The sequence below is a fragment of the Variovorax sp. FG153 genome, from assembly GCF_057809595.1.
This window is the reverse complement of record NZ_JBMDKG010000026.1, coordinates 81,989-104,085: the sequence shown is the minus strand read 5'-3', so window position 1 is coordinate 104,085 and position 22,097 is coordinate 81,989. Positions and strand designations below refer to the sequence as shown.

22 protein-coding genes and 4 tRNA genes are annotated in these 22,097 nt (G+C 69.0%); 24 read left to right on the top strand and 2 right to left on the bottom strand.

Annotation, left to right across the window (positions count from 1 at the left end; genetic code table 11):
* The 7 genes from ACODT0_RS25375 (at position 1) to ACODT0_RS25345 (ending at position 8,356) form a co-directional block, all read left to right on the top strand.
* Positions 1–1,176, top strand: a complete 1,176-nt coding sequence (locus ACODT0_RS25375) for an acyl-CoA dehydrogenase family protein (protein ID WP_489042590.1) — start codon at positions 1–3, stop codon at positions 1,174–1,176.
* A gap of 24 nt (positions 1,177–1,200) precedes the next feature.
* Positions 1,201–2,034, top strand: coding sequence for a TIGR03084 family metal-binding protein (locus ACODT0_RS25370; RefSeq protein ID WP_489042589.1), 834 nt, complete (start codon positions 1,201–1,203; stop codon positions 2,032–2,034).
* Positions 2,031–2,924: a phosphatidylglycerol lysyltransferase domain-containing protein gene (locus ACODT0_RS25365; RefSeq protein ID WP_296725694.1), complete on the top strand. Its 894-nt coding sequence runs from the start codon at positions 2,031–2,033 to the stop codon at positions 2,922–2,924. The genes ACODT0_RS25370 and ACODT0_RS25365 overlap by 4 nt, the downstream gene beginning before the upstream one ends.
* 67 nt (positions 2,925–2,991) lie before the next feature.
* A complete protein-coding gene (locus tag ACODT0_RS25360; protein WP_489042588.1) occupies positions 2,992–3,900 on the top strand; it encodes an amidohydrolase family protein in 909 nt (302 codons plus the stop codon).
* Positions 3,901–3,969: 69 nt separating this feature from the next.
* Positions 3,970–5,592, top strand: a complete 1,623-nt coding sequence (locus ACODT0_RS25355; protein WP_057596801.1) for an acyl-CoA carboxylase subunit beta — start codon at positions 3,970–3,972, stop codon at positions 5,590–5,592.
* 17 nt (positions 5,593–5,609) lie between these two features.
* Positions 5,610–7,583, top strand: a complete 1,974-nt coding sequence (locus tag ACODT0_RS25350) for an acetyl/propionyl/methylcrotonyl-CoA carboxylase subunit alpha (protein WP_489042587.1) — start codon at positions 5,610–5,612, stop codon at positions 7,581–7,583.
* A complete protein-coding gene (locus ACODT0_RS25345) occupies positions 7,580–8,356 on the top strand; it encodes an enoyl-CoA hydratase/isomerase family protein (RefSeq protein ID WP_261217059.1) in 777 nt (258 codons plus the stop codon). The genes ACODT0_RS25350 and ACODT0_RS25345 overlap by 4 nt, the downstream gene beginning before the upstream one ends.
* Positions 8,357–8,372: 16 nt before the next feature.
* Here ACODT0_RS25345 and ACODT0_RS25340 read toward each other — a convergent pair whose 3' ends face one another.
* Entirely contained in the window at positions 8,373–9,266 is an 894-nt protein-coding gene (locus tag ACODT0_RS25340) for a LysR substrate-binding domain-containing protein (RefSeq protein WP_261217053.1), read from the bottom strand.
* Positions 9,267–9,375: 109 nt separating this feature from the next.
* On the opposite strand from ACODT0_RS25340, the gene ACODT0_RS25335 reads away from it, so the two are divergent.
* On the top strand, positions 9,376–10,365 hold the full coding sequence (locus ACODT0_RS25335; RefSeq protein WP_489042586.1) for an ornithine cyclodeaminase family protein: 990 nt from the start codon (positions 9,376–9,378) through the stop codon (positions 10,363–10,365).
* 55 nt (positions 10,366–10,420) lie between these two features.
* The gene (locus ACODT0_RS25330; protein ID WP_489042585.1) at positions 10,421–11,149 is read left to right on the top strand and encodes a phosphoglycolate phosphatase; all 729 of its coding nucleotides are present in this window, start codon (positions 10,421–10,423) and stop codon (positions 11,147–11,149) included.
* Between the two features lie 15 nt (positions 11,150–11,164).
* Here ACODT0_RS25330 and ACODT0_RS25325 read toward each other — a convergent pair whose 3' ends face one another.
* Entirely contained in the window at positions 11,165–11,764 is a 600-nt protein-coding gene (locus tag ACODT0_RS25325; RefSeq protein WP_489042584.1) for a chalcone isomerase family protein, read from the bottom strand.
* A 370-nt stretch (positions 11,765–12,134) separates the two neighbouring features.
* Here ACODT0_RS25325 and trpE point away from each other — a divergent pair, with 370 nt between their 5' ends.
* The 15 genes from trpE (at position 12,135) to nusG (ending at position 22,040) form a co-directional block, all read left to right on the top strand.
* Entirely contained in the window at positions 12,135–13,637 is a 1,503-nt protein-coding gene (gene trpE / locus ACODT0_RS25320; protein ID WP_057597578.1) for an anthranilate synthase component I, read from the top strand.
* A complete protein-coding gene (locus tag ACODT0_RS25315) occupies positions 13,634–14,083 on the top strand; it encodes a GxxExxY protein (protein ID WP_082322075.1) in 450 nt (149 codons plus the stop codon). The genes trpE and ACODT0_RS25315 overlap by 4 nt, the downstream gene beginning before the upstream one ends.
* Before the next feature lie 106 nt (positions 14,084–14,189).
* Positions 14,190–14,774: an anthranilate synthase component II gene (locus ACODT0_RS25310; protein ID WP_057597579.1), complete on the top strand. Its 585-nt coding sequence runs from the start codon at positions 14,190–14,192 to the stop codon at positions 14,772–14,774.
* A gap of 4 nt (positions 14,775–14,778) precedes the next feature.
* Positions 14,779–15,837 carry a low-specificity L-threonine aldolase gene (gene ltaE, locus ACODT0_RS25305; protein WP_296725665.1) on the top strand — a complete coding sequence of 353 codons (1,059 nt, stop codon included), beginning with the start codon at positions 14,779–14,781 and terminating at the stop codon, positions 15,835–15,837.
* A gap of 27 nt (positions 15,838–15,864) precedes the next feature.
* Positions 15,865–16,524 carry a LysE family translocator gene (locus ACODT0_RS25300; protein WP_489042583.1) on the top strand — a complete coding sequence of 220 codons (660 nt, stop codon included), beginning with the start codon at positions 15,865–15,867 and terminating at the stop codon, positions 16,522–16,524.
* A 22-nt stretch (positions 16,525–16,546) separates the two neighbouring features.
* Positions 16,547–17,569, top strand: coding sequence for an anthranilate phosphoribosyltransferase (trpD, locus tag ACODT0_RS25295; protein WP_261217018.1), 1,023 nt, complete (start codon positions 16,547–16,549; stop codon positions 17,567–17,569).
* A 32-nt stretch (positions 17,570–17,601) separates the two neighbouring features.
* Positions 17,602–18,402: an indole-3-glycerol phosphate synthase TrpC gene (gene trpC / locus ACODT0_RS25290; protein WP_057597585.1), complete on the top strand. Its 801-nt coding sequence runs from the start codon at positions 17,602–17,604 to the stop codon at positions 18,400–18,402.
* Positions 18,399–19,106: a uracil-DNA glycosylase gene (locus ACODT0_RS25285; RefSeq protein ID WP_057597588.1), complete on the top strand. Its 708-nt coding sequence runs from the start codon at positions 18,399–18,401 to the stop codon at positions 19,104–19,106. The genes trpC and ACODT0_RS25285 overlap by 4 nt, the downstream gene beginning before the upstream one ends.
* Before the next feature lie 110 nt (positions 19,107–19,216).
* Positions 19,217–19,302: transfer RNA gene (locus ACODT0_RS25280), tRNA-Tyr, on the top strand.
* A gap of 65 nt (positions 19,303–19,367) precedes the next feature.
* A tRNA-Gly gene (locus ACODT0_RS25275) sits at positions 19,368–19,441 on the top strand.
* Between the two features lie 31 nt (positions 19,442–19,472).
* Positions 19,473–19,547, top strand: a tRNA-Thr gene (locus ACODT0_RS25270).
* A gap of 77 nt (positions 19,548–19,624) precedes the next feature.
* Positions 19,625–20,818, top strand: a complete 1,194-nt coding sequence (gene tuf, locus ACODT0_RS25265; RefSeq protein WP_093356177.1) for an elongation factor Tu — start codon at positions 19,625–19,627, stop codon at positions 20,816–20,818.
* Positions 20,819–20,836: 18 nt separating this feature from the next.
* Positions 20,837–20,912 (top strand) — tRNA-Trp (locus tag ACODT0_RS25260).
* 135 nt (positions 20,913–21,047) lie between these two features.
* Positions 21,048–21,431 carry a preprotein translocase subunit SecE gene (secE, locus tag ACODT0_RS25255; RefSeq protein ID WP_057596631.1) on the top strand — a complete coding sequence of 128 codons (384 nt, stop codon included), beginning with the start codon at positions 21,048–21,050 and terminating at the stop codon, positions 21,429–21,431.
* 6 nt (positions 21,432–21,437) lie between these two features.
* A complete protein-coding gene (nusG, locus tag ACODT0_RS25250) occupies positions 21,438–22,040 on the top strand; it encodes a transcription termination/antitermination protein NusG (protein WP_064262260.1) in 603 nt (200 codons plus the stop codon).
* The last annotated feature ends 57 nt before the right edge of the window (positions 22,041–22,097 follow it).

Genomic DNA, 22,097 nt, shown 5'->3' with positions numbered 1-22,097 from the left:
ATGGAATTCCTCGACGCCCCACCGCTGCCCTTCTACTTCTCCGCCGAGCACGAAGCCTTCCGTGCCGGCCTGCGCGCCTTCGTGGCACGCGAGATCGCGCCCTTCGTGAGCGAATGGGACGAGGCCGAGACCTTCCCGCGCGAGCTCTACCGGCGCGCGGCCGGGCTCGGCGTGCTGGGCCTGGGTTATCCCGAGGCGCTCGGCGGCACGCCGGCCGACCTGTTCTATCAATTGATCGTGGCTGAGGAATTCGCGCGCTGCGGCGCGGGCGGCGTGCAGGCCTCGCTGAACTCGCACAGCATCGCGCTGCCACCGATCCTCAAGGCCGGCAGCGAGGAACTCAAGCAGCGCGTGATCCCGCCGGTGCTGGCCGGCGAGAAGATCGCCGCGCTCGCGATCACCGAGCCCTCGGGCGGCTCCGACGTCGCGGCGCTTCGGACCACCGCGGTGCGCGACGGCGACCACTACGTGGTGAACGGCGAGAAGACCTTCATCACCTCGGGCGTGCGCGCCGACTTCATCACCACCGCCGTGCGCACCGATCCCGCGAACAAGGGGGCGGGCGGCATCTCGCTGCTGGTGATCGAGGGCGACACGCCGGGGCTCGCGCGCACCTCGCTCAAGAAGATGGGCTGGTGGAGCTCCGACACCGCGCACCTGCATTTCGAGAACTGCCGCGTTCCCGCGCGCAACCTGGTGGGCACGGAGAACCAGGGCTTCAAGCTGGTGATGAACAACTTCAACGGCGAGCGCCTGCTGATGTCGGCGCTGGCCTGCGGCTTCGCCGAGGTCTGCCTCGAGGAGGCGGTGGACTGGGCGCGGCAGCGCGTCACCTTCGGCGTGCCGCTGGCCGAGCGCCAGGTGGTGCGCCACAAGCTCATGGACATGACCCTGCGCGTCGATGCCGCGCGCACCCTGGTCTACGACCTGGCCTACCGCATCGAGCACGGGCTGGCCGATCCGGCGAAACTCGTGGCGCGCGTGTGCCTCGCGAAGGTGCAGGCCACCCAGGCCATGCAGTTCTGCGCCGACCAGGCGGTGCAGTTGCTGGGCGGCATGGGCTTCATGCGCGGCACGCGCAGCGAACGCATCTACCGCGAGGTCAAGGTGATGATGATCGGCGGCGGATCGGAAGAGATCATGAAGGACCTGGCGGCCCGGCAGCTCGGGCTCTGAAGAACGAGAAGGACGACACCCACGATGAACGATTCGACGAACGGCCCCAACGCGGAGACCGCGCGCGACCTGCGCGACGAATACACCGAGCTCGCCGCGCTGTGCGCCACGCTCACGCCCGAGCAGTGGCGCGCGCCCAGCGTGTTCTACGGCTGGTCGCCCTGGGACGAGATCGCCCACCTGTGCTTCTTCGACCAGACCTCGATGCTCGCGCTGAACGATCCCGAGGCCTTCGTGCGCGATGCCGCGGCGCTCAATGCGCAGTTCGCGCAGGGCCGCGAGATCAGCTCGCTGGCGCGCGAGAAATACGGCGCGCTCGACGGCCCCGCGATGCTCGCGCTGTGGCAGCCGATCTCGATGCAGCTGGCCGACGCGCTCGCGGCGCTCGACCCGAAGGCGCGGCTGCCCTGGTACGGGCCGATGATGAGCGCGCGTTCGTTCGCGACCGCGCGGCTGATGGAGACCTGGGCCCATGGCCAGGACATCTGGGACCTGATGCGCCGGCGCCGACCCGCCAATGCGCGGCTGCGCCACATCGCCCACATCGGCGCCACCACCTTCGGCTGGACCTTCGTCAACCGCCAGCTGCCGGTGCCCGAGCCCGCGCCCTTCATCGAGCTCGACGCGCCCGACGGCCAGACCTGGCGCTGGGGCGATCCGGCCTCGGCGGAATCGGTGCGCGGCGATGCGCTCGACTTCTGCCTGGTCGTGACCCAGCGCCGCCACCTCGCCGACACCGCGCTGCGCTGCACGCCGGGCAGCGCCACCCAGTGGCTGTCGATCGCCCAGTGCTTCGCGGGGCCGCCGGCCGATCCGCCGGCGCCGGGCGTGCGCGCGGTGGCCTACGACGCGGAATGAGCGCCGGGCAGCCGCTGTCGCTGGCGCTGCGCGAGGCGATCGAACCGGCGCTCGCGCGGCTGCGCGCGGGCAGCGCCGAGGGTTGCCTGTCGGACCTGACGTTCTCGAACCTCTGGCTGTTCCGCGAGGCCCACGACTACCGCTACATCGGGCCCGAAGACGACGGCTGGCCGCGCATTTCGGGCCGTACCTACGACGGCACGCGTCACCTGGTCCCGCTGTTCGCGCTGCCGCAGGCGCCGCCCGAGGCGCTGGCCACGATGCTCGAGGACCACGACTGCTTCTACCCGCTGTCGCGGCGCGACATCGAAGGCCTGAGCGCCGGCCGCTTCGCGCTGAGCGCCTCGCCCGACGACGCCGACTACCTCTACGACGCCAGCCGCTTCGCCGACTACGCCGGCCGCGCGCTGGCCTGGAAGCGCAGCCAGGTGCGGCAGCTGCTCGCGCAATGCACGCCGCGCGCCGAGACCTTCGGTCCCGCCTCGGCCGGCGCCGCGCTGCGCGTGCTCGAGGCCTGGATGGCGCAGAAGGGCAAGGCCGCGGGCGAAGCCGACGAGGCGCCATGCCGCGCAGCCATCGCCGATGCGGCGGCGCTCGGGCTCGAGGGCTTCGTGCACTTCGCGCACGACGAGCCGCTGGGCTTCGTGCTCGCGCAGGAACTGCAGCCCGGCGTGTTCGCGATGCGCTTCGCCAAGGGGCTCGACAGCCACGCGGGCATCTACCCGCACATGTTCCAGCACTTCTGCCGGCAGTTCGAGGCCCGGTTCGGCCGGCCGGTGCGCTGGCTCAACTTCGAGCAGGACATGGGCATCGCGGGCTTCCGGCGCAGCAAGCGCTCGTACGCGCCGGCGGCGATGGTGCAGAAGTTCAGGGCACGGTTATTGCGCTGAGCCGGCGTGGCGGCGGGTATTCTTCCGCCGCCCACCGTACCGACCGCATCCGCCGCGAGGAGCCCGCATGACCCGGACCACCGATTCCCTTCATCGACGCTGGACGCGCGCCGCGCTGGTCGCTGTCGCAGCCGGCCTCGCATCCGCGGCCCACGCGGCCGACTACACCGGCCCGCTGTTCGACACCCATCTGCACTACAACGAAGAGGCCTGGAACGGCAGCAGCGGCCCGTTCCCGCCGGCCGAGGCGCTCGCGCGCATGCAGCGCAACGGCGTGCGCGCCATCGTCGGCAACTCGCGGCCCAACGACGGCACGCGCACGCTCGCGGCGCTGCGCGAGACCCGCGAGGCCGGCGTCACCGTGGTGCCCTTCGTGCGTCTGTACCGCAACCGCGCCGACTACAACAACTGGTTCCGCGACGAGAGCATCCACGAGATGGTGCTGGCCGAACTCGAGCGCGGCACCGCGAGCGGGCCCTACCGCGGCATCGGCGAGTTCCATCTCTACGAGAGCGCCAATGCCAACGGCCCGGTGGCCAGGAAGCTGATGGCGCTGGCCGAGCGCAGGCAGCTCGCGGTGCTCGCGCACGTGGACGACGAGGCGGTCGACCTGCTGATGGCCAACACGCCGAGCCAGGGCCGCGACACGCGGCTGATCTGGGCCCACACCGGCATCGGCGGCACGCCGGTGGCGCGCGTGCGCCAGATGCTCGAGCGCTATCCGAAGCTGATGGGCGAGCTGTCGTACCGCCCGGGCCTGGTCTGCGAGGGCGGCACGCTGTGCGCGCCGTGGCGCGAGCTGATCCTGGCCTTTCCCGACCGCTTCCTGATCGGCTCCGACACCTGGGTCAACCAGCGCTGGAGCGCCTACGACGAGCTGATGCGCGGCTACCGCGGCTGGCTCGGCGAGCTGCCGCCCGCGGTGGCGCAGCGCGTGGCGTGGGACAACGCGGCCGGGCTGTTCGGCGTGCGCTGATCCCCAGCCACTGGGCACAAGACGCCCCGGGAGGCGCTGCCTAAGCTGCCATGGACTCTTCCGCAGACCATGGCCACCATCGAATCGACCCTCTCCCCCCACGGCGAAGCCTTCCAGGCCAATCGCGCCCACATGCTCGCGCTGCTCGAGCGCGTACGCGGCTGCGAGCAGCGCGCCGCCGCCACCTCGGAGCGCTCGCGCGAACGCTTCGAGAAACGCGGCCAGCTGCTGCCGCGCGAGCGGCTGTCGCTGCTGCTCGACCCCGGCACGCCCTTCCTCGAACTCTGCTCGCTCGCCGGGCTCGGCCTGGACAACCCCGACCTCGACAAGAGCGTGCCCGGCGGCGGCGTGATCGCGGGCATCGGCCAGGTCTCGGGCCTGCGCGTGATGGTCAATGCCTCCGACTCGGGCATCGACGCCGGCGCGCTGCAGCCCATGGGCATTCCGAAGCAGCTGCGCATCCAGGAGCTCGCGCTCGAGAACCGGCTGCCCTACGTGCAGCTGGTCGAGAGCGCGGGCGCCAACCTCATGACCTACAAGGTCGAGGAATTCGTGACCGGCGGCAGCCTGTTCCGCAACCTCGCGCGGCTGTCGGCCGCCGGCCTGCCGGTGCTGACCGTCACGCACGGTTCCTCGACCGCGGGCGGTGCCTACCAGACCGGCTTGTCGGACTACATCGTGATGGTGCGCGACCGCTCGCGCGCCTTCCTCGCGGGGCCGCCGCTCTTGAAGGCCGCCACGGGCGAGATCGCGACCGAGGAGGAACTGGGCGGCGCGCTCATGCACAGCTCGGTGTCGGGGCTCGGCGACTACCTGGCCGAGGACGACCGCGACGCGATCCGCATCGCGCGCGAGATCCTCGCCCACATCGACTGGAACCGCGAGCTGCCGGCAGCGCCGCCGCGTCGCTTCAAGCCGCCGCGCTTCGACGCCGAGGAACTGCTGGGCATCATGCCGGCCGACCTCAAGCGGCCGGTCGACATGAAGCAGGTGATCGCGCGCATCGCCGACGACTCCGAGTTCCTCGAGTTCGGCGCCGGCTACGGCAGCGCCACCGTGGTCGGCCACTTCAAGATCGAAGGGCTGCCCGTGGGCGTGGTCACCAACAACGGCCCGATCGACAACGCGGGCGCCACCAAGGCCGCGCACTTCATCCAGGCCTGCTGCCAGTCGCGCACGCCGATCCTCTACCTGCAGAACACCACCGGCTTCATGGTCGGGCGCGCGCACGAGGAGGGCGGAATGATCAAGCACGGCTCGAAGATGATCCAGGCCGTGACCAATGCGACCGTGCCGCAGATCACCATCCATTGCGGCGCATCGTTCGGCGCCGGCAACTACGGCATGTGCGGGCGCGGCTTCCATCCGCGCTTCTGCTTCTCGTGGCCCAACGCGCGCACCGCGGTGATGGGCGGCGAGCAGGCGGCGCAGACCATGGTCAACGTGACCGAGGCCGCGATGCGGCGCAAGGGCGGCGAGGTCGACCGCGCGAAGCTTGCCGAGATGGAGCGCCGCATCGTCGAGCGCTTCGACAGCCAGATGAGCGTGTTCACCACCAGCGCGCACGTGCTCGACGACGGCGTGATCGATCCGCGCGACACGCGCGCCGTGCTCGCGAAGCTGCTGGCGGTGTGCCGCGAGGCCGAGCTGCGCGAGCCGCAGCCGATGCAGTTCTCGGTGGCGCGGCCATGAGCGAGGGGACGCAGTCCATGACCTTCCACAAGATCCTGATCGCCAACCGCGGCGAGATCGCGCTGCGCGTGATGCGCAGCGCGCGCGCCCTCGGCTACCGCACGGTGGCGGTGTATTCGAGCGCCGATGCCGGCGCGCGCCACGTGCGCGAGGCCGACCAGGCCGTGTGCATCGGCGAGGCGCTGCCCGCGCAGTCCTACCTGCGCATCGAGGCCATCGTCGAGGCCGCGCGCCGCACCGGCGCCGACGCGGTGCACCCGGGCTATGGCTTCCTGGCCGAGAACGCCGCCTTCGCGCGCGCCTGCGAGGAGGCCGGTCTGGTCTTCATCGGCCCCTCGGCCGAGGCCATCGAGGCCATGGGCCACAAGGCCGGCGCCAAGGCGCTGATGCAGGCCGCGGGCGTGCCCTGCATTCCGGGCTACCAGGGCGAGGATCAAGGCGAGGAGCGGCTCGCGCAGGAGGCTGCGCGCATCGGCTTCCCGGTGATGATCAAGGCCACGGCCGGCGGCGGCGGGCGCGGCATGCGGCTGGTGCCGTCGGCCGAGGAGTTCGCACCCCTGCTGCGCAGCGCGCGTTCGGAGGCACAGAGCGCCTTCGGCGATCCCGAGGTGATCCTCGAGCGCGCGATCGCGCAGCCGCGGCACATCGAGATCCAGGTCTTCGCCGACCGCCACGGCCATGCCATCCACCTCGGCGAGCGCGACTGCTCGGTGCAGCGGCGGCACCAGAAGCTGATCGAGGAGGCGCCTTCGCCGGCGGTGGACGCCGCGCTGCGCGAGCGCATGGGCGCGGCCGCGGTGGCGGCCGTGAAGGCGATCCGCTACGAGGGCGCGGGCACGCTCGAGTTCCTGCTCGACGGCGGCGGCAACTTCTACTTCATGGAGATGAACACGCGGCTGCAGGTCGAGCATCCGGTGACCGAGGCCGTGACCGGCCTCGACCTGGTGGAACTGCAGCTGCGCGTGGCCGCGGGCGAGCCGCTGCCTCTCGCGCAGCAGGACGTGCGCTTCGAGGGCCATGCGATCGAGGTGCGGCTGTGCGCGGAAGATGCGGCGCAGGGCTTCGTGCCGCAGAGCGGCACGCTCGCGCTGTGGCGGATGCCGCCGCGACTGCGCGCCGAGCATGCGCTGTATTCGGGCGCCGAGGTGCCGCCGTATTACGACTCGATGATCGCCAAGCTCGTGGCCCATGGCCGCACGCGCGAGGAGGCGCGGCGCAAGCTGGCCACGGGGCTCGAGGATGCGGTGGCGCTGGGCGTGACGACCAACCAGGCCTTCCTGCGCGCCTGCCTCGTGCATCCGGTGTTCGCGGCGGGCGGTGCCACCACCGCCTTCATCGGCGAGCATCAGGCGGCGCTGCTGCAGGCCGACGAGGCCGCGGCCGCACGCGCGGCGGCGCTCGCGGCGGTGCTGCTCTACGAACGCGCCGACGACACGCAGGCGCGGCGGCTGCCGCACAAGCTGCCGATCTCGCTGCGCTTCGAGCTCGCGGGGCAGACGCGGCATGCGAGCGTGGTGCTTACCGGGTCGCGCCAGTTCCAGGTCACGCTCGATGCGCAGCCCTTTGCGATCGAACTGATCGAGCACGGCGACGACGGCGTGCGCTTCGCCTGCGATGGCGTGCACGAGAGTGCCGCGTACTGGCGCGACGGCACGCTGCTGTGGCTGCAGTACCGCGACCGCGCGCTGCGCATCGAGGACACCACGCGCGCGGCCTCCGCGCGCCAGGGCGGCGCGGGCGGCGGCGACGGCAAGCTGCGCGCCTCGATGAACGGCCGCGTGGTCGCGGTGCTGGCCGAGCCCGGCCAGGTCGTGCGCGCGGGGCAGCCGCTGCTCACGCTCGAGGCCATGAAGATGGAGCACGTGCATGCCGCGCCGGTGAGCGGCCGGCTGGCCGCGCTGCATGTGCGCATCGGCGACCAGGTCGAGGCACGCCGTGTCGTGGCCGAGATCGAGGTCGATGCCCCCGTTGCCGAAGGAGTCGCGCCATGAGCACCGCCGCCGTATTGCACGAGAAGCGCGACCGCGCCTTCTGGATCACCATCAACCGCCCCGACAAGCGCAATGCGCTCAACGCCGAGGTGGTGGCTGGCCTGCGCGAAGGCTGGCGCCTCGCGCATGCCGATCCCGAGGTGCGCGCCATCGTGCTGACCGGCGCGGGCGAGAAGGCCTTCTGCGCCGGCGGCGACCTGCAGCCCGGCGCGGGTTTCGCGTTCGACCTCGCGCAGCCCACGCTGGACTACGCCGACCTGCTGCGCGAGACGCAGGCCGGCACCCTGCCGAGCATCGCGCGCATCAACGGCACCTGCATGGCCGGCGGCATCGGCCTCCTGTGCATGACCGACCTCGCGGTGGCCGCGGACACGGTGCAGTTCGGCCTGCCCGAAGTGAAGATCGGCCTGTTCCCGATGCAGGTGCTGAGCCTGCTGCAGCGCATCGTGCCGCGCCGCACCCTGCGCGAGTGGTGCCTGAGCGGCGAGCCCTTCGGCGCGGCCGAGGCGAAGGATGCCGGTCTGCTGAACCACGTGGTGCCGGCCGACGCACTCGATGCGAAGACGCAATGGCTGCTCGAGCGCCTGACCGACAAGTCGCCGACCGCGATCCGCCGCGGCAAGTACGCGATGCGCGCGCTCGAGGCCATGTCCTTCGACGAAGGCATCGCGTTCACCGAGGGGCAGATCGCGCTGCTCGCCGGCACGCAGGATGCGAAGGAAGGGTTGGCCTCGTTCAACGAGAAGCGCAGGCCGGTCTGGACCGGGCGCTGAGCGCGGCACGCCGCGCTCAGGCGAAGGGCGCGCTGGTCACTTCGTCCATGAGCCACTGCGTGAACGACTGCAACGCCGCGCTCGGCGCGCGGTCCGCGGGACGCACGAGGTAGTAGGCGCTTCCCGGATCGACGGTGTGCGCGAACGGCGCCACCAGCAGTCCGGCATCGAGGTCCTCGCGCACCAGGGCCGTGAAGAACAGCGCGAAGCCATGGCCGTCGAGCGCGGTGCGGCGCAGCGCGTGGGAGTCGTCGATGCGGGTGGTGTCGAGCGGGCCAGCCTCCACTCCCGCCGTTGCGAACCAGGCGCTCCAGTGCGCGGCATCGAACTCGTGGAACAGGCGGCGGCCGCGCAGGTCGCGCGGCCTGGGCTTGCGCGGCAGCGTGGCCAGGAGGGCAGGGCTGCACACGGGCGCGAGCGTGCCCGGCACGACCAGCCGGGCCTCGACGCCGGGCCAGCGCCCGTCGCCCCAGCCGATGCCGGCATCGACCGGATCGCGCAGGAAATCGGCGGGCTGGTAGGCATGGTGCAACTGCAGGTGCAGCCGTGGATGTCGCGCCCAGAGCCGCCCGAGGCGCGGCGTGAGCCAGCGCGCCGAGAAGTACGGGGCGACGCTCAAGGTCAGCGTGTCGGGCCGCGCGGCGCGGCGCAGCCGGTCGATCGCGGCCTCGAGGCCCTGGAAGCCCTGGGCGCAATCGGCGCAGAGCTGGCGTCCCTCGGCCGTGAGCTCGATGCGGCGGTGCGAGCGCAGCACCAGCGGCATGCCGAGCTCGGTCTCGAGATGGCGCACGTGGTGGCTCAGGGCCGACTGCGTGACGTGCAGCTCCTCGGCCGCGCGCTTGAAACTGCCGTGGCGAGCCACCGACTCGAAGGCGCGCAGCTTCGTGAGCAGGAACAGGGGCAGCGGCATGCGGGCGATCCTAGAAGTGAGTTTGCTTCACGTCAACGCAGAACGAATCAATTGAACGAAGCAAGGCGGCTTCGCAGAATTCCCCTTCACATCAATGAAGGAGATTCACATGAGCAACCAGCCTGCGGCGTTCGAGATCGCAAAGGGACCGCGCCGCGTCATGACGCTGAGCGAAGCCGAGGTGGCGCGCCTTCTCGATCCGCGCGCACTGCTCGACGGCCTCGAGGATGGCTTTCGTGCGCTCGCGCGCGGCGAGGTGCAGTCGCCGGCGCGGCCCGAGCTCACGGTGCCGGGCCAGGGCTTCTCGCTCGCGATGCCCGCGTGGCGCCCGGGGATGCAGATGGCCATCAAGGTGGTCAACGTCTTCGACGGCAACCTCGCGCTCGGGCTGCCGAACCACCTCGCGATGATCCTGCTGTTCGAGCCCGAGACGGGCATGGCCTCGTGCGTGATGGACGGCACCTTCATCACCGGCATCCGCACGGCCGCTTCGGCGGTGCTGTCGGCGCGGCTCTTGGCGCGCCCGGACGCGCGCGTCGCGACCATCGTGGGCGCGGGCGTGCAGGCGCGCGAGCACCTGCGGCTGCTGCCGCTGGTCCGCGACCTCGAGCGCGTCCATGTCTGCGCGCTGCATCCCGAGGAGGCGCGGCGGCTCGCGGCGCGGCATCCGCTCGCGCGGGCCGGCGAGGACATCGAGGCGGCCGTGCGCGGCTCGGACATCGTCTGCCTCGCGAGCCACAGCGCCCAGCCCGTGATCCGCCCCGAGTGGCTCAAGCCCGGGGCCCACGTGTCCTCGGTCGGCTACCACCCGCCGGCGGGCGAACTGCCGGTGGCGCTCGCGCGCGAGGCACGCCTGTTCGTGGAGACGCTCGATGCCTTCGAACCGGTGCCCGTGGGTTGCGCCGAGCTCGCGGGCTGCGACCGCCGGCGCGCGACCACGCTCGGCGAAGTGGTGCTCGGCACTTCGCCGGGCCGGCGCGATGCGCGCGAGATCACGGTCTACAAGGCCATGGGCATCGCGATGGAGGACATGGTGGCGGCCAACCTGGCCCATGCGGCCGCGCTGCGCGAAGGCGGCGGCGCGGCGATGACGTGGTGAGCCACGTCATCCGCCAGCGGGGCTCTGTAAAGTCGCGGGCAGTCTTCGCAACGCCATGAGCCCCTCTTCCTTGAACTCCATCGATTTCGACCCCACCCGCTTCGACGCCGCCATCGTCGACCTCGACGGCACCACCATCGACACGCTCGGCGATTTCGCCGTGGCCCTGAACCGCATGCTCGAGGACCTCGGCCTCGCCACGCTGCCGCGCGAGCGCATCGAGCTGATGATCGGCAAGGGTTCGGAGCACCTGATCCTGTCGGCGCTGCAATACGTGGCCGCGGCGGACGGTGCCGACGCACCCGCCGCCCTGGCACGCGCGCAGGCGCAGTTCGAGCGCGGCTGGGAGCGCTACCAGCACCACTACCTCGCGATCAACGGCCAGCATGCGGCGGTGTATCCGGGCGTGGTCGAGGGGCTGCGGGCGCTGCGCGACCGGGGGCTGAAGCTGGCCTGCCTCACGAACAAGCCGACGGCCTTCGCGAAGCCGCTGCTGGCCCAGAAGGGGCTCGATGGCTTCTTCGAACTCGTGTTCGGCGGCGATGCCTTCGAGCGCAAGAAGCCCGATCCGCTGCCGCTGCTGAAGACCTGCGAGGCCCTGGGCACGCAGCCCGCGCGCACGCTGATGATCGGCGACTCCAGCAACGATGCGCGGGCCGCGCGCGCGGCCGGCTGCCTGGTGGTGCTGGTCACCTACGGCTACAACCACGGCGAGCCGGTGCGCGCGGTCGATGCCGACGGCTTCGTCGATTCGCTGGCCGAACTGGCGGCGCCGCGCCGTTGAGGCTTCGACCGCCGCTCAGGACGGCTTGCCGAGCAGCGCCTCCTTGAGCTTCCAGTCGGCCGGGCTCGGGCCGAGCCAGATGCGCAGCAGCGCGTTGAAGAAAGCGGGCTCCTTCACGGGATCGGGCTGCGGCACGCCGCGCACCGTGATCAGCGTGCCGGTGCCGGGCAGCCAGTCGATGGTGAAGGTGTCGCCGGCCTTGAGCTGCTTCTGGTCGGCGAACATCTGGCCCATGCGCAAGAGGCCGGGGATCAGCTGGCCCATCTCGCTCTTGGGCGAGTTGTCCTCCACGCCCTTGATGAAGAGCTTGCCGAGTTCGTTGGCGTCGATGTCGCGCAGCATGGTGATCGCCACGCGCTTCGGGCCGGGCACGGCCAGCGCTTCCTCGGGGGTCGAGGCCTTGCGGCCCATGTAGAGGCCGGCCGTGTAGACCTTGAGGATGGCCTTGTAGCGCACGCCAGCGCCATTGAGCTGCAGCGGCGTGCCGCGCAGATCGAGGCTGTCCTCGAGCTTGACGCCCGCGACATCGACCGGGGCGGCGCGCGCCGGAGAGGCGATGGCCAGCGCCGCGGCGAGACCGGCCAGCAGGCACAGGCGCGCGAGCGGTCGTGACACGAGCGGAAGTGCGGTCGAGCGTGCGGACAAGGCGGCCTCCTCTGGAATTTGCGAACGGTCGTGCGAATGTATCTTTTCGTTTTATCGCTTCGGCTTCGGGGGAACCCTGAAGCCCGGCCTTGCGCGTGCTGTCGTTTTCGTGGGCTAAACTCCGGCCCTCATGTTCGTTCATCACATCCATCAAACAGGTGAAGGCAGCCGGGGAGCCTGGCCCTGGCGTACGCCATCGACGCTGCCTGTTTGATTGCACGGCGCACGCCGTGCGCCCGCGGTTCCGGACGCATCGACGCCGAACCACCTCCTCTGTTTGTGAATGAGACCGCTCCCGGCCGATGAAAGCGCGCCGGGCCGGCTTTCCGGAGAACGACACGTGATCACCGAACTCGAATTCAAGAGCCTCAGCGCCCAGGGCTACAACCGCATCCCGCTGATGGCCGAGGCCTTTGCCGACCTCGAAACCCCCCTGTCCCTGTATCTCAAGCTGGCCCATTCGCAGGGCGGCGGCAAGCACAGCTTCCTGCTCGAATCGGTCGTGGGCGGCGAGCGCTTCGGCCGCTACAGCTTCATCGGCCTGCCGGCGCGCACCCTGCTGCGTGCCAGCGGCTTCGGTGCCGAGGCCGTCACCGAAGTCGTGACCGACGGCCAGGTGGTCGAGACCGCCGCGGGCAATCCGCTCGACTTCGTGGCGCAGTACCAGAAGCGCTTCAAGGTCGCGCTGCGGCCCGGGCTGCCGCGCTTCTGCGGCGGCCTGGCGGGCTATTTCGGCTACGACACCGTGCGCCACATCGAGCGCAAGCTCGAGCAGAGCTGCCCGCCCGACACGCTGGGCTGCCCCGACATCCTGCTGCTGCAGTGCGAGGAACTGGCGGTCATCGACAACCTCTCGGGCAAGCTCTACCTGATCGTCTATGCCGATCCCAAGCAGCCCGAGGCCTATGCCAACGCCAAGCGCCGGCTGCGCGAGCTCAAGGAGAAGCTCAAGTACTCGGTGAGCGCGCCGATCGTGAAGCCCACGCAGCCGCATCCGGCCGAGCGCAGCTTCGCCAAGGCCGACTACCTCGCGGCGGTGGAACGCGCCAAGGAGATGATCGCCGCCGGCGACTTCATGCAGGTGCAGGTGGGCCAGCGCATCAGCAAGCGCTACACCGAGTCGCCGCTGTCGCTGTACCGCGCGCTGCGCTCGCTCAATCCCTCGCCCTACATGTACTACTACCACCTGGGCGACTTCCACGTGGTGGGCGCGTCGCCCGAGATCCTGGTGCGCCAGGAGCACACCGGCGAGGGCGAGCAGAAGATCACCATCCGCCCGCTGGCCGGCACGCGCCCGCGCGGTGCCTCGATCGAGCTCGACAAGGCGGCCGAGGTCGAACTGATCAACGACCCGAAGGAACGCGCCGAGCACGTGATGCTGATCGACCTCGCGCGCAACGACATCGGCCGCATCGCCAAGACCGGCACGGTGAAGGTGACGGAAGCCTTCGCGGTGGAGCGCTACAGCCACGTGATGCACATCGTGAGCAACGTCGAGGGCACGCTGAAGGACGGCATGACCGCCATCGACGTGCTCAAGGCCACCTTCCCGGCCGGCACGCTGACTGGCGCGCCCAAGGTGCATGCGATGGAGCTGATCGACCAGCTCGAGCCCACCAAGCGCGGCCTGTACGGCGGCGCCTGCGGCTACATCAGCTACGCGGGCGACATGGACGTCGCGATCGCGATCCGCACCGGCATCGTGAAGGACCAGGTGCTGCACGTGCAGGCCGCGGCCGGCGTGGTGGCCGATTCGGTGCCCGAGCTCGAGTGGAAGGAGACCGAGGCCAAGGCGCGCGCGCTGCTGCGGGCGGCGGAGCTTGTTGAGGAGGGGTTGGAATGAATTCCGAATACGGGCAGCCGGACGCAGAGGACGCGAAGGATTCGCGAAGGACGCAAAAGGAAGACAAGAGTTTTGCGGATGACTTCTCGCACGACATCATCGGGGCGGCGGTCGAGGTGCAACGGGTGCTGGGTGTGGGCTTGCTTGAGAGCGCCTACGCCGCGGCACTGGCGGTCGAGTTGAACGAGCGAGAGCTTCGGTTCGAGCGCGAGGTGCCCATCACCGCGTACTACAAGGGCCGCAACGTGGGCGTTGCGTATCGCGCAGATTTCGTGGTCGAGGACTCCGTGATCGTGGAGCTCAAGGCCATCGATGTCCTGGCAGACCTGCATCGCGCCCAACTGCTGTCCTACCTGCGCTTGTCGGGATTGAAGCTGGGGCTGCTGATCAACTTCCATGCGTTCCCCGTCGTCAAGGGCATTCAGAGAATGGTGAACAAGCTATGAGTGGCGCTCTCAACTTCCTTTTTCATTTTTCCTTGAATTCCTTTCGCGTCCTTCGCGAATCCTTCGCGTCCTCTGCGTCCGGAAGTCCGTATTCGAAAGGCCAGTCATGAAGCTCCTCATGATCGACAACTACGACAGCTTCACCTACAACATCGTCCAGTACTTCGGCGAGCTGGGTGCCGACGTGCAGGTGCATCGCAACGACGAGATCACGGTCGCGCAGATCGGCGAGCTGATCGCCTCGGGCGTGACGCGGCTGGTGGTGTCGCCCGGGCCGTGCTCGCCGGCGGAAGCGGGCGTGTCGGTGGCGGCCATCGAGGCCTTCGCGGGCAAGCTGCCCATTCTCGGCGTGTGCCTCGGCCACCAGGCCATCGGCGCGGCCTTCGGCGGCAGGATCGTGCGCGCGCAGCAGCTCATGCACGGCAAGACCAGCGAGATCACGACCACGCAGGAGGGCGTGTTCGCGGGGCTGCCGAAGACCTTCGTCGTCAACCGCTACCACTCGCTGTCGATCGAGCGCGCGAGCTGCCCCGAGGCGCTGGCCGTCACGGCCTGGACCGACGACGGCGAGATCATGGGGGTGCGGCACACCGGGTACGCGCACGACGTGCGCATCGAAGGCGTGCAGTTCCACCCCGAATCGATACTCACCGAGCACGGCCACGCCATGCTCAAGAACTTCCTGGACTGAAGCCATGACCGACCGCAGCGCCATCGTCGACCTTCGCAGCGACACCGTCACCCAACCCACGCCGGCGATGCGCGAGGCCATGATGGCGGCGCCGCTGGGCGACGACGTCTTCGGCACCGATCCGAGCGTGAACGCGCTGCAGGAGAAGATCGCGGCGCTGCTGGGCTTCGAGGCGGCGCTGTTCGTGCCGACCGGCACGCAGAGCAATCTCAGCGCGATCCTTTCGCACTGCGGCCGTGGCGACGAATACATCGTCGGCCAGATGGCGCACTGCTACCGCTGGGAAGGCGGCGGCGCGGCGGTGTTCGGCAGCGTGCAGCCGCAGCCGCTGGACCACGCGGCCGACGGCACGTTGCCGCTCGCGCAGATCGAGGCGGCGATCAAGCCCGACGACGCGCACTTCGCGCGCACCCGGCTGCTGGCGCTCGAGAACACGCTGGGCGGCAAGCTGCTGCCCTTCGACTACGTGCAGGCGGCGACCGAACTCGCCGCGCGCCACGGGTTGCAGCGACACCTGGACGGCGCGCGGCTCTTCAACGCGGCGACCGCGCAGGCGGCGAAGAACGGAAGCACCGACGTGCGCGCCGAGGCGCGCCGCATCGCGCAATGCTTCGACAGCGTGTCGGTGTGCTTCAGCAAGGGCCTGGGCGCGCCGATCGGCTCGGCGCTGGTCGGTTCGCGCGACTTCATCGCGCGCGCCCACCGCATCCGCAAGATGGCGGGCGGCGGCATGCGCCAGGCCGGGCTGCTCGCGGCCGCGGCCGCGCACGCGCTCGAGCACCACGTCGACCGGCTGGCCGACGACCATGCGCTGGCGCTGCGCCTCGCGCAGGGGCTCGCGGGCATCGAGGGGCTGAAGCTCGAGATGCCGCACACCAACATCGTCTTCGTCGACCTCGAGGGCGAGGCCAGGGCGCGCTCGGCGGGGCTGATCGAGAGCCTCGAGCGCCAGGGCATCCTGGCCACGGGCCTGTACCGGCTGCGCTTCGTGACGCACCTCGATGTCGATGCCGCCGGTGTCGACCGCGCGGTGGCCGCGATCCGGGCCTACTTCGCCGCCTGATCCGTCGTTCGAGGAGAGGAGAACGCCATGCCCGATCTTCCCCATCTGCTGGCCTTCATCGCCGCCGGCTGGCTGCTGAACCTGACGCCGGGGCCCGACGTGCTCTACGTGGTCACCAACTCGCTGCGCTCGGGCGTGCGCGCCGGCACCGTCGCCGGGCTCGGCATCACCGCCGGCTGCTTCGTCCACATCTTCGCGGCGGCCATTGGCGTCGGCACGCTGATGGCGACCTCGGCCGCGGCCTTCGCGGTGCTCAAGTACATCGGCGCGGCCTACCTGCTGTACCTGGGCGTGCGCATGCTGCTGTCGCGCGCCGCGCCGCCGACCGACCTGGCGCAGGCCGCGGCGGCCACCGGGGCGCGCAGCCTCAAGGCGATCTTCCTCGGCGGCTTCTGGACCAATGTGCTCAACCCCAAGGTGGCGCTGTTCTTCCTGGCCTTCGTGCCGCAGTTCATCGCGCCCGGGGCGGAAAACAAGGCGCTGTATTTCGTGCTGCTCGGCGTGCTGTTCAACCTCAACGCGATCCCCGTCAACGTGGGCTGGGCGCTGGCGGCGGGCTGGATGGCGCGCCGCGGTGCCGTGCAGAAGGGCATGCACTGGCTCGACCGCGCCGCCGGCGTTCTTTTCATCGGCTTCGGCCTCAAGCTCGCGTTCACCGACGCCCCCGCGGCGCGCATCGGCCGCTGATTCAATCCCGAGGAGACTTTCCATGATCACCCCCCAGGAAGCGCTGCAGCGCACCATCGAGCACCGCGAGGTCTTCCACGACGAGATGCTGCACATCGTGCGGCTCATCATGAGCGGCGAGTGCTCGCCCGTGATGATGGCCGCGCTGATCACCGGGCTGCGCGTGAAGAAGGAGACCATCGGCGAGATCACCGCCGCCGCACAGGTGATGCGCGAGGTGTCGACCAAGGTGCCGGTGTCCGACAGCACGAACCTGGTCGACATCGTGGGCACCGGTGGCGACGGTTCGCACACCTTCAACATCTCGACCTGCTCGATGTTCGTCGCGGCCGCGGCCGGCGCCAAGGTCAGCAAGCATGGCGGGCGCAGCGTGTCGAGCAAGTCGGGCAGCGCCGACGTGCTGGAGTCGCTGGGCGTGAACATCAACCTCAAGCCCGAGCAGATCGCGCGCTCGATCGAGCAGTCGGGCATCGGTTTCATGTTCGCGCCGAACCACCATCCGGCCATGAAGAACGTGGCGCCGGTGCGCAAGGAACTCGGCATCAAGACCATCTTCAACATCCTGGGCCCGCTGACCAACCCGGCCGGCGCCCCCAACATCCTGATGGGCGTGTTCCATCCCGACCTGGTGGGCATCCAGGTGCGCGCGCTGCAGCGCCTGGGCACCGAGCATGCGATGGTGGTCTACGGCCGCGACGGCATGGACGAGATCTCGCTGGGCGCGGCCACGATGGTGGGCGAGCTCAAGAACGGCGAGATCAGCGAGTACGAGCTGCACCCCGAGGACTTCGGCTTCCAGATGTCGAGCAACCGCGCGCTGCGCGTGGAGACGCCCGAGCAGTCGAAGGCGATGCTGCTCGGCGTGCTCGACAATCAGGCCGGCCCGGCGCTCGACATCGTGCTGCTCAACGCCGGCGCGGCGCTGTACGCGGCCAACGTGGTCGACTCGGTGGCGGCGGGCGTGACGCGTTCGCGCGAGGCCATCGCCTCGGGCGCGGCCAAGGCGAAGCTCGCCGAACTGGTGCGGGTCACCACGTCGGTCTGAGCCAGGAATCCAGCAGGAGCAAGAGAGAAGCCATGTCCGACATCCTCGACAAGATCGTCGCCGTCAAGCACCAGGAGGTGGCCGCCGCGAAGCAGCGCAGCCCGCTGGAGGCGGTTCGCTTCGACGCCGAAAGCCGCGTGCTGACGCGCGATTTCGAAGGCGCGCTGCGCGCCAGGATCGCGGCCGGCCAGGCCGCCGTGATCGCCGAAGTCAAGAAGGCCAGCCCGAGCAAGGGCGTGCTGCGCGCCGATTTCATTCCGGCCGACATCGCGCAGAGCTATGCCGAAGGCGACGGCAAGATCAGCGCGGCCTGCCTCTCGGTGCTGACCGACAAGCAGTTCTTCCAGGGCGGCATCGACTACCTGAAGCAGGCGCGCGCCTCGTGCGAGCTGCCGGTGTTGCGCAAGGACTTCATCGTCGATGCCTACCAGGTGTACGAATCGCGCGCGATCGGCGCCGATGCGATCCTGCTGATCGCCGCCTGCCTCGACGACGCGCAGATGAAGGATTTCGAGGCCATCGCGCACGGGCTGGGCATGGCTGTGCTGGTCGAGGTGCACGACGCGGCCGAGCTCGAGCGCGCGCTGCGCCTCAAGACCCCGCTGGTGGGCGTGAACAACCGCAACCTGCGCAATTTCGAGGTCTCGATCCAGGCCACCATCGGCCTGCTGCCGGGCCTGCCGAAGGAGCGCCTCGCGGTGACCGAATCGGGCATCGCCACGCGCGAGGACGTCGCCACGCTGCGCGCCGCGGGCGTGCATGCCTTCCTGGTCGGCGAGGCCTTCATGCGTGCCGAGGAGCCTGGCGAGGCCCTCGCGGCGTTGTTCAAATGAGCCGCGCGGATCAGCTGTCGAGCAGCGATCCCGCCGACTGGCCGGTGGCGCCGGGCTGGCAGCCGCTGGTCGATGGCTTCTTCGGCGGTGCCGTGGGGCAGAAGCTGCAGGCCTTCCTGCGCGAGCGTCTCGACGCGGGCACCGTGATCTTCCCGCCGCAGCCGCTGCGCGCGCTGGAGCTCACGCCGCCCGAGGACGTGCGTGTCGTGATCCTGGGGCAGGACCCGTACCACGGGCGCGGCCAGGCCGAGGGGCTGGCCTTCTCCGTGGCGCCCGGCGTGGCGCTGCCACCCTCGTTGCGCAACATCTTCAAGGAGCTTCAGCGCGACCTCGGCACGCCGCCGCCGCCGTTCCCGAACCCGGGCGGCAGCCTGGTGAAGTGGGCGACGCATGGCGTGCTGCTGCTCAACACCTGCCTCACGGTCGAGGAGGCCCAGCCGGCCAGCCATTCGGGGCGCGGCTGGGAGGTGCTGACGGACGCCGTGATCCGCCATGTCTCCGACGGCCCGAAGCCTGTTGTTTTCATGCTATGGGGCTCGCACGCTCAGAGTAAGCGTGCGTTGATCGACGTTGGCCGCCATAAGGTGCTGATGTCGAATCATCCGTCGCCGCTCTCGGCCTTGCGCCCGCCCGTTCCGTTCATCGGATGCGGACATTTCGGCGAAGCGCGCGCCTGGCGCGAGGCGCACCAGAAGGGGGCCTGAAAATTCGCGGATAATCGCCCGCAGTTCATTCCTCGAACGGTTTCCTTCGCTCCTTTCGGTGCTCGGGTTTCTGCATAGTCACAAAACCGTGCTATATTTCGAGGTTCGCCGGAGAGGTGGCCGAGTGGTTAATGGCAGCAGACTGTAAATCTGCCCTCTAACGAGTACGCTGGTTCGAATCCAGCCCTCTCCACCAGCGATGAATTTGGTTTCTAAGAGCGATTGGATCTAGCGCTTTGGGTGCCTTGAAGTGCCCCCGATGCGGGAGTAGTTCAATGGTAGAACCCCAGCCTTCCAAGCTGATGACGCGGGTTCGATTCCCGTCTCCCGCTCCAGAGACCGAGTTTGATGCAGGTTATGGCAAATGCCCTTTTGGCTCAGTGGTAGAGCACTCCCTTGGTAAGGGAGAGGTCGCGGGTCCGATTCCCGCAAAGGGCACCAGTTTTTCCCAGGGGTTGCAAGAGCAGCGTTGCGACCTTATCTGCGTACGTTGATATCGTTTTTTTCGGAGTCGAAAAATGGCAAAAGGTAAATTCACCCGCACGAAGCCGCACGTGAACGTGGGCACGATCGGTCACGTTGACCATGGCAAGACGACGCTGACGGCCGCGATCGCGACGGTGCTGTCGTCGAAGTTCGGCGGCGAAGCGAAGGCCTACGACCAGATCGACGCTGCGCCCGAAGAAAAGGCCCGCGGCATCACGATCAACACCGCGCACGTCGAGTACGAAACGGCCAATCGCCACTATGCACACGTCGACTGCCCCGGCCACGCCGACTACGTGAAGAACATGATCACCGGCGCCGCCCAGATGGACGGCGCGATCCTGGTGTGCTCGGCCGCCGACGGCCCGATGCCCCAGACGCGCGAGCACATCCTGCTGGCTCGCCAGGTGGGTGTGGGCTACATCATCGTGTTCCTGAACAAGTGCGACATGGTCGACGACAAGGAACTGCTCGAGCTGGTCGAGATGGAAGTTCGCGAACTCCTCGACAAGTACGAATTCCCCGGCGACGACACCCCGATCATCCACGGCTCGGCGAAGCTGGCCCTGGAAGGCGACAAGGGCGAGCTCGGCGAAGGCGCGATCATGAAGCTGGCCGAAGCGCTGGACACGTACATCCCGACGCCCGAGCGCGCCGTGGACGGCACGTTCCTGATGCCCGTGGAAGACGTGTTCTCGATCTCGGGTCGCGGCACGGTGGTGACCGGCGCCGTCGAGCGCGGCGTGATCAAGGTCGGTGAAGAAATCGAAATCGTGGGCATCCGCCCGACGGTCAAGACCACCTGCACCGGCGTGGAAATGTTCCGCAAGCTGCTGGACCAGGGTCAAGCCGGCGACAACGTGGGCGTGCTGCTGCGCGGCACGAAGCGCGAAGAAGTCGAGCGCGGCCAGGTGCTGTGCAAGCCCGGTTCGATCAAGCCGCACACGCACTTCACCGCCGAGGTGTACGTGCTGTCGAAGGACGAAGGCGGCCGTCACACGCCGTTCTTCAACAACTACCGTCCGCAGTTCTACTTCCGCACGACGGACGTGACCGGCGCGATCGAGCTGCCGAAGGACAAGGAAATGGTCATGCCTGGCGACAACGTCAGCATCACCGTGAAGCTGATCAACCCGATCGCGATGGAAGAAGGCCTGCGCTTCGCCATCCGCGAAGGCGGCCGTACCGTGGGTTCGGGCGTCGTGGCCAAGATCCTCGACATCTAAGTCGGGCAAGAGTAGCGGAGGGGTATAGCTCAATTGGCAGAGCGTCGGTCTCCAAAACCGAAGGTTGTAGGTTCGATTCCTACTGCCCCTGCCACCTAGGGTGGCCTCCGAAAACGACCCGCCGGCCTCCGGCGGGAAGGCAAAAAAGCCCGTCGAGACCCGACGGGCTTCGCCGTCTCAACGCGGCGACATGAATTGAGGCCGAAGGGCCGCAGGAAATCAGCCGAACATGGCCACTTCTCAAATCGAAACCGTGAGCACCGGTGCCGACAAGGCCAAGCTGGCCGTGGCGGCGCTGCTGGCCGTGGGCGCCATCGTGGCGTTCTACCTGCTGGCGCGCCAGGGCTCGCTGGTGCAGTGGGCCGCGCTGCTCGTGGGCCTGGCCGCCGCCGTGGCGACCTTCGGCAGTTCCGAGAACGGCCGTCAGCTCTGGGCCTTCGGCCGCGATTCGTGGCGCGAGGTCAAGAAGGTCGTCTGGCCGACCCGCAAGGAAGCGATGCAGATGACGGCTTATGTGTTCGCCTTCGTGGCGATCATGTCCGTCTTCCTCTGGCTCACCGACAAAACGCTCGAATGGGTGTTTTTTGACCTCATCCTGGGCTGGAAAAAGTAAGAACCAATGACCGACGACGCTGTTGAAACCACGCCGCCGGAGGAAAACGCCTCCGTCCTTGCGCCTGCTGCCAATCCCGATCTGCGTTGGTATGTGGTGCATGCCTATTCGGGCATGGAGAAGGCCGTCGAGCGGAACATCACCGAGCGCATCAACCGCGCCGGCATGCAGGACAAGTTCGGCCGCATCCTGGTTCCGACCGAGGAAGTGGTCGAGATCAAGAACGGCCAGAAGCGCACCACCGAGCGCCGCTTCTTCCCGGGCTACGTGCTGGTCGAAATGATCATGGACGACGAGAGCTGGCACCTGGTGAAGCACACCAACAAGGTGACGGGCTTCGTGGGCGGCGCCAAGAACCGTCCGGCCCCGATCTCGCAGAAAGAGGTCGAGGACATCGTCAGCCAGATGCAGCAGGGCACCGAGAAGCCGCGCCACAAGGTCGAGTTCACCGTGGGCGAACTCGTGCGCGTCAAGGAAGGTCCGTTCACCGACTTCAACGGCTCGGTCGAGGAAGTCAACTACGAGAAGAGCAAGGTGCGCGTCTCGGTCATGATCTTCGGCCGCGCCACCCCGGTGGAACTCGAATTCAGCCAGGTCGAAAAGACCTGATGCCCGCCCGGTCTTCGGATCGGGCCATATTCCGGCAGCGCGCTATCCGACTCGGCG

Coding starts and splice junctions, on each gene's coding strand:
- ltaE (WP_296725665.1), top strand. CDS start 14,779: ATGACCGACCGCAGCGCCATCGTCGACCTTCGCAGCGACACCGTCACC.
- secE (WP_057596631.1), top strand. CDS start 21,048: ATGGCCACTTCTCAAATCGAAACCGTGAGCACCGGTGCCGACAAGGCC.
- ACODT0_RS25370 (WP_489042589.1), top strand. CDS start 1,201: ATGAACGATTCGACGAACGGCCCCAACGCGGAGACCGCGCGCGACCTG.
- ACODT0_RS25315 (WP_082322075.1), top strand. CDS start 13,634: ATGAATTCCGAATACGGGCAGCCGGACGCAGAGGACGCGAAGGATTCG.
- ACODT0_RS25335 (WP_489042586.1), top strand. CDS start 9,376: ATGAGCAACCAGCCTGCGGCGTTCGAGATCGCAAAGGGACCGCGCCGC.
- ACODT0_RS25285 (WP_057597588.1), top strand. CDS start 18,399: ATGAGCCGCGCGGATCAGCTGTCGAGCAGCGATCCCGCCGACTGGCCG.
- ACODT0_RS25360 (WP_489042588.1), top strand. CDS start 2,992: ATGACCCGGACCACCGATTCCCTTCATCGACGCTGGACGCGCGCCGCG.
- trpD (WP_261217018.1), top strand. CDS start 16,547: ATGATCACCCCCCAGGAAGCGCTGCAGCGCACCATCGAGCACCGCGAG.
- ACODT0_RS25345 (WP_261217059.1), top strand. CDS start 7,580: ATGAGCACCGCCGCCGTATTGCACGAGAAGCGCGACCGCGCCTTCTGG.
- tuf (WP_093356177.1), top strand. CDS start 19,625: ATGGCAAAAGGTAAATTCACCCGCACGAAGCCGCACGTGAACGTGGGC.
- trpC (WP_057597585.1), top strand. CDS start 17,602: ATGTCCGACATCCTCGACAAGATCGTCGCCGTCAAGCACCAGGAGGTG.
- ACODT0_RS25365 (WP_296725694.1), top strand. CDS start 2,031: ATGAGCGCCGGGCAGCCGCTGTCGCTGGCGCTGCGCGAGGCGATCGAA.
- ACODT0_RS25330 (WP_489042585.1), top strand. CDS start 10,421: ATGAGCCCCTCTTCCTTGAACTCCATCGATTTCGACCCCACCCGCTTC.
- ACODT0_RS25310 (WP_057597579.1), top strand. CDS start 14,190: ATGAAGCTCCTCATGATCGACAACTACGACAGCTTCACCTACAACATC.
- ACODT0_RS25300 (WP_489042583.1), top strand. CDS start 15,865: ATGCCCGATCTTCCCCATCTGCTGGCCTTCATCGCCGCCGGCTGGCTG.
- ACODT0_RS25340 (WP_261217053.1), bottom strand. CDS start 9,266: ATGCCGCTGCCCCTGTTCCTGCTCACGAAGCTGCGCGCCTTCGAGTCG.
- ACODT0_RS25375 (WP_489042590.1), top strand. CDS start 1: ATGGAATTCCTCGACGCCCCACCGCTGCCCTTCTACTTCTCCGCCGAG.
- nusG (WP_064262260.1), top strand. CDS start 21,438: ATGACCGACGACGCTGTTGAAACCACGCCGCCGGAGGAAAACGCCTCC.
- ACODT0_RS25350 (WP_489042587.1), top strand. CDS start 5,610: ATGACCTTCCACAAGATCCTGATCGCCAACCGCGGCGAGATCGCGCTG.
- ACODT0_RS25355 (WP_057596801.1), top strand. CDS start 3,970: ATGGCCACCATCGAATCGACCCTCTCCCCCCACGGCGAAGCCTTCCAG.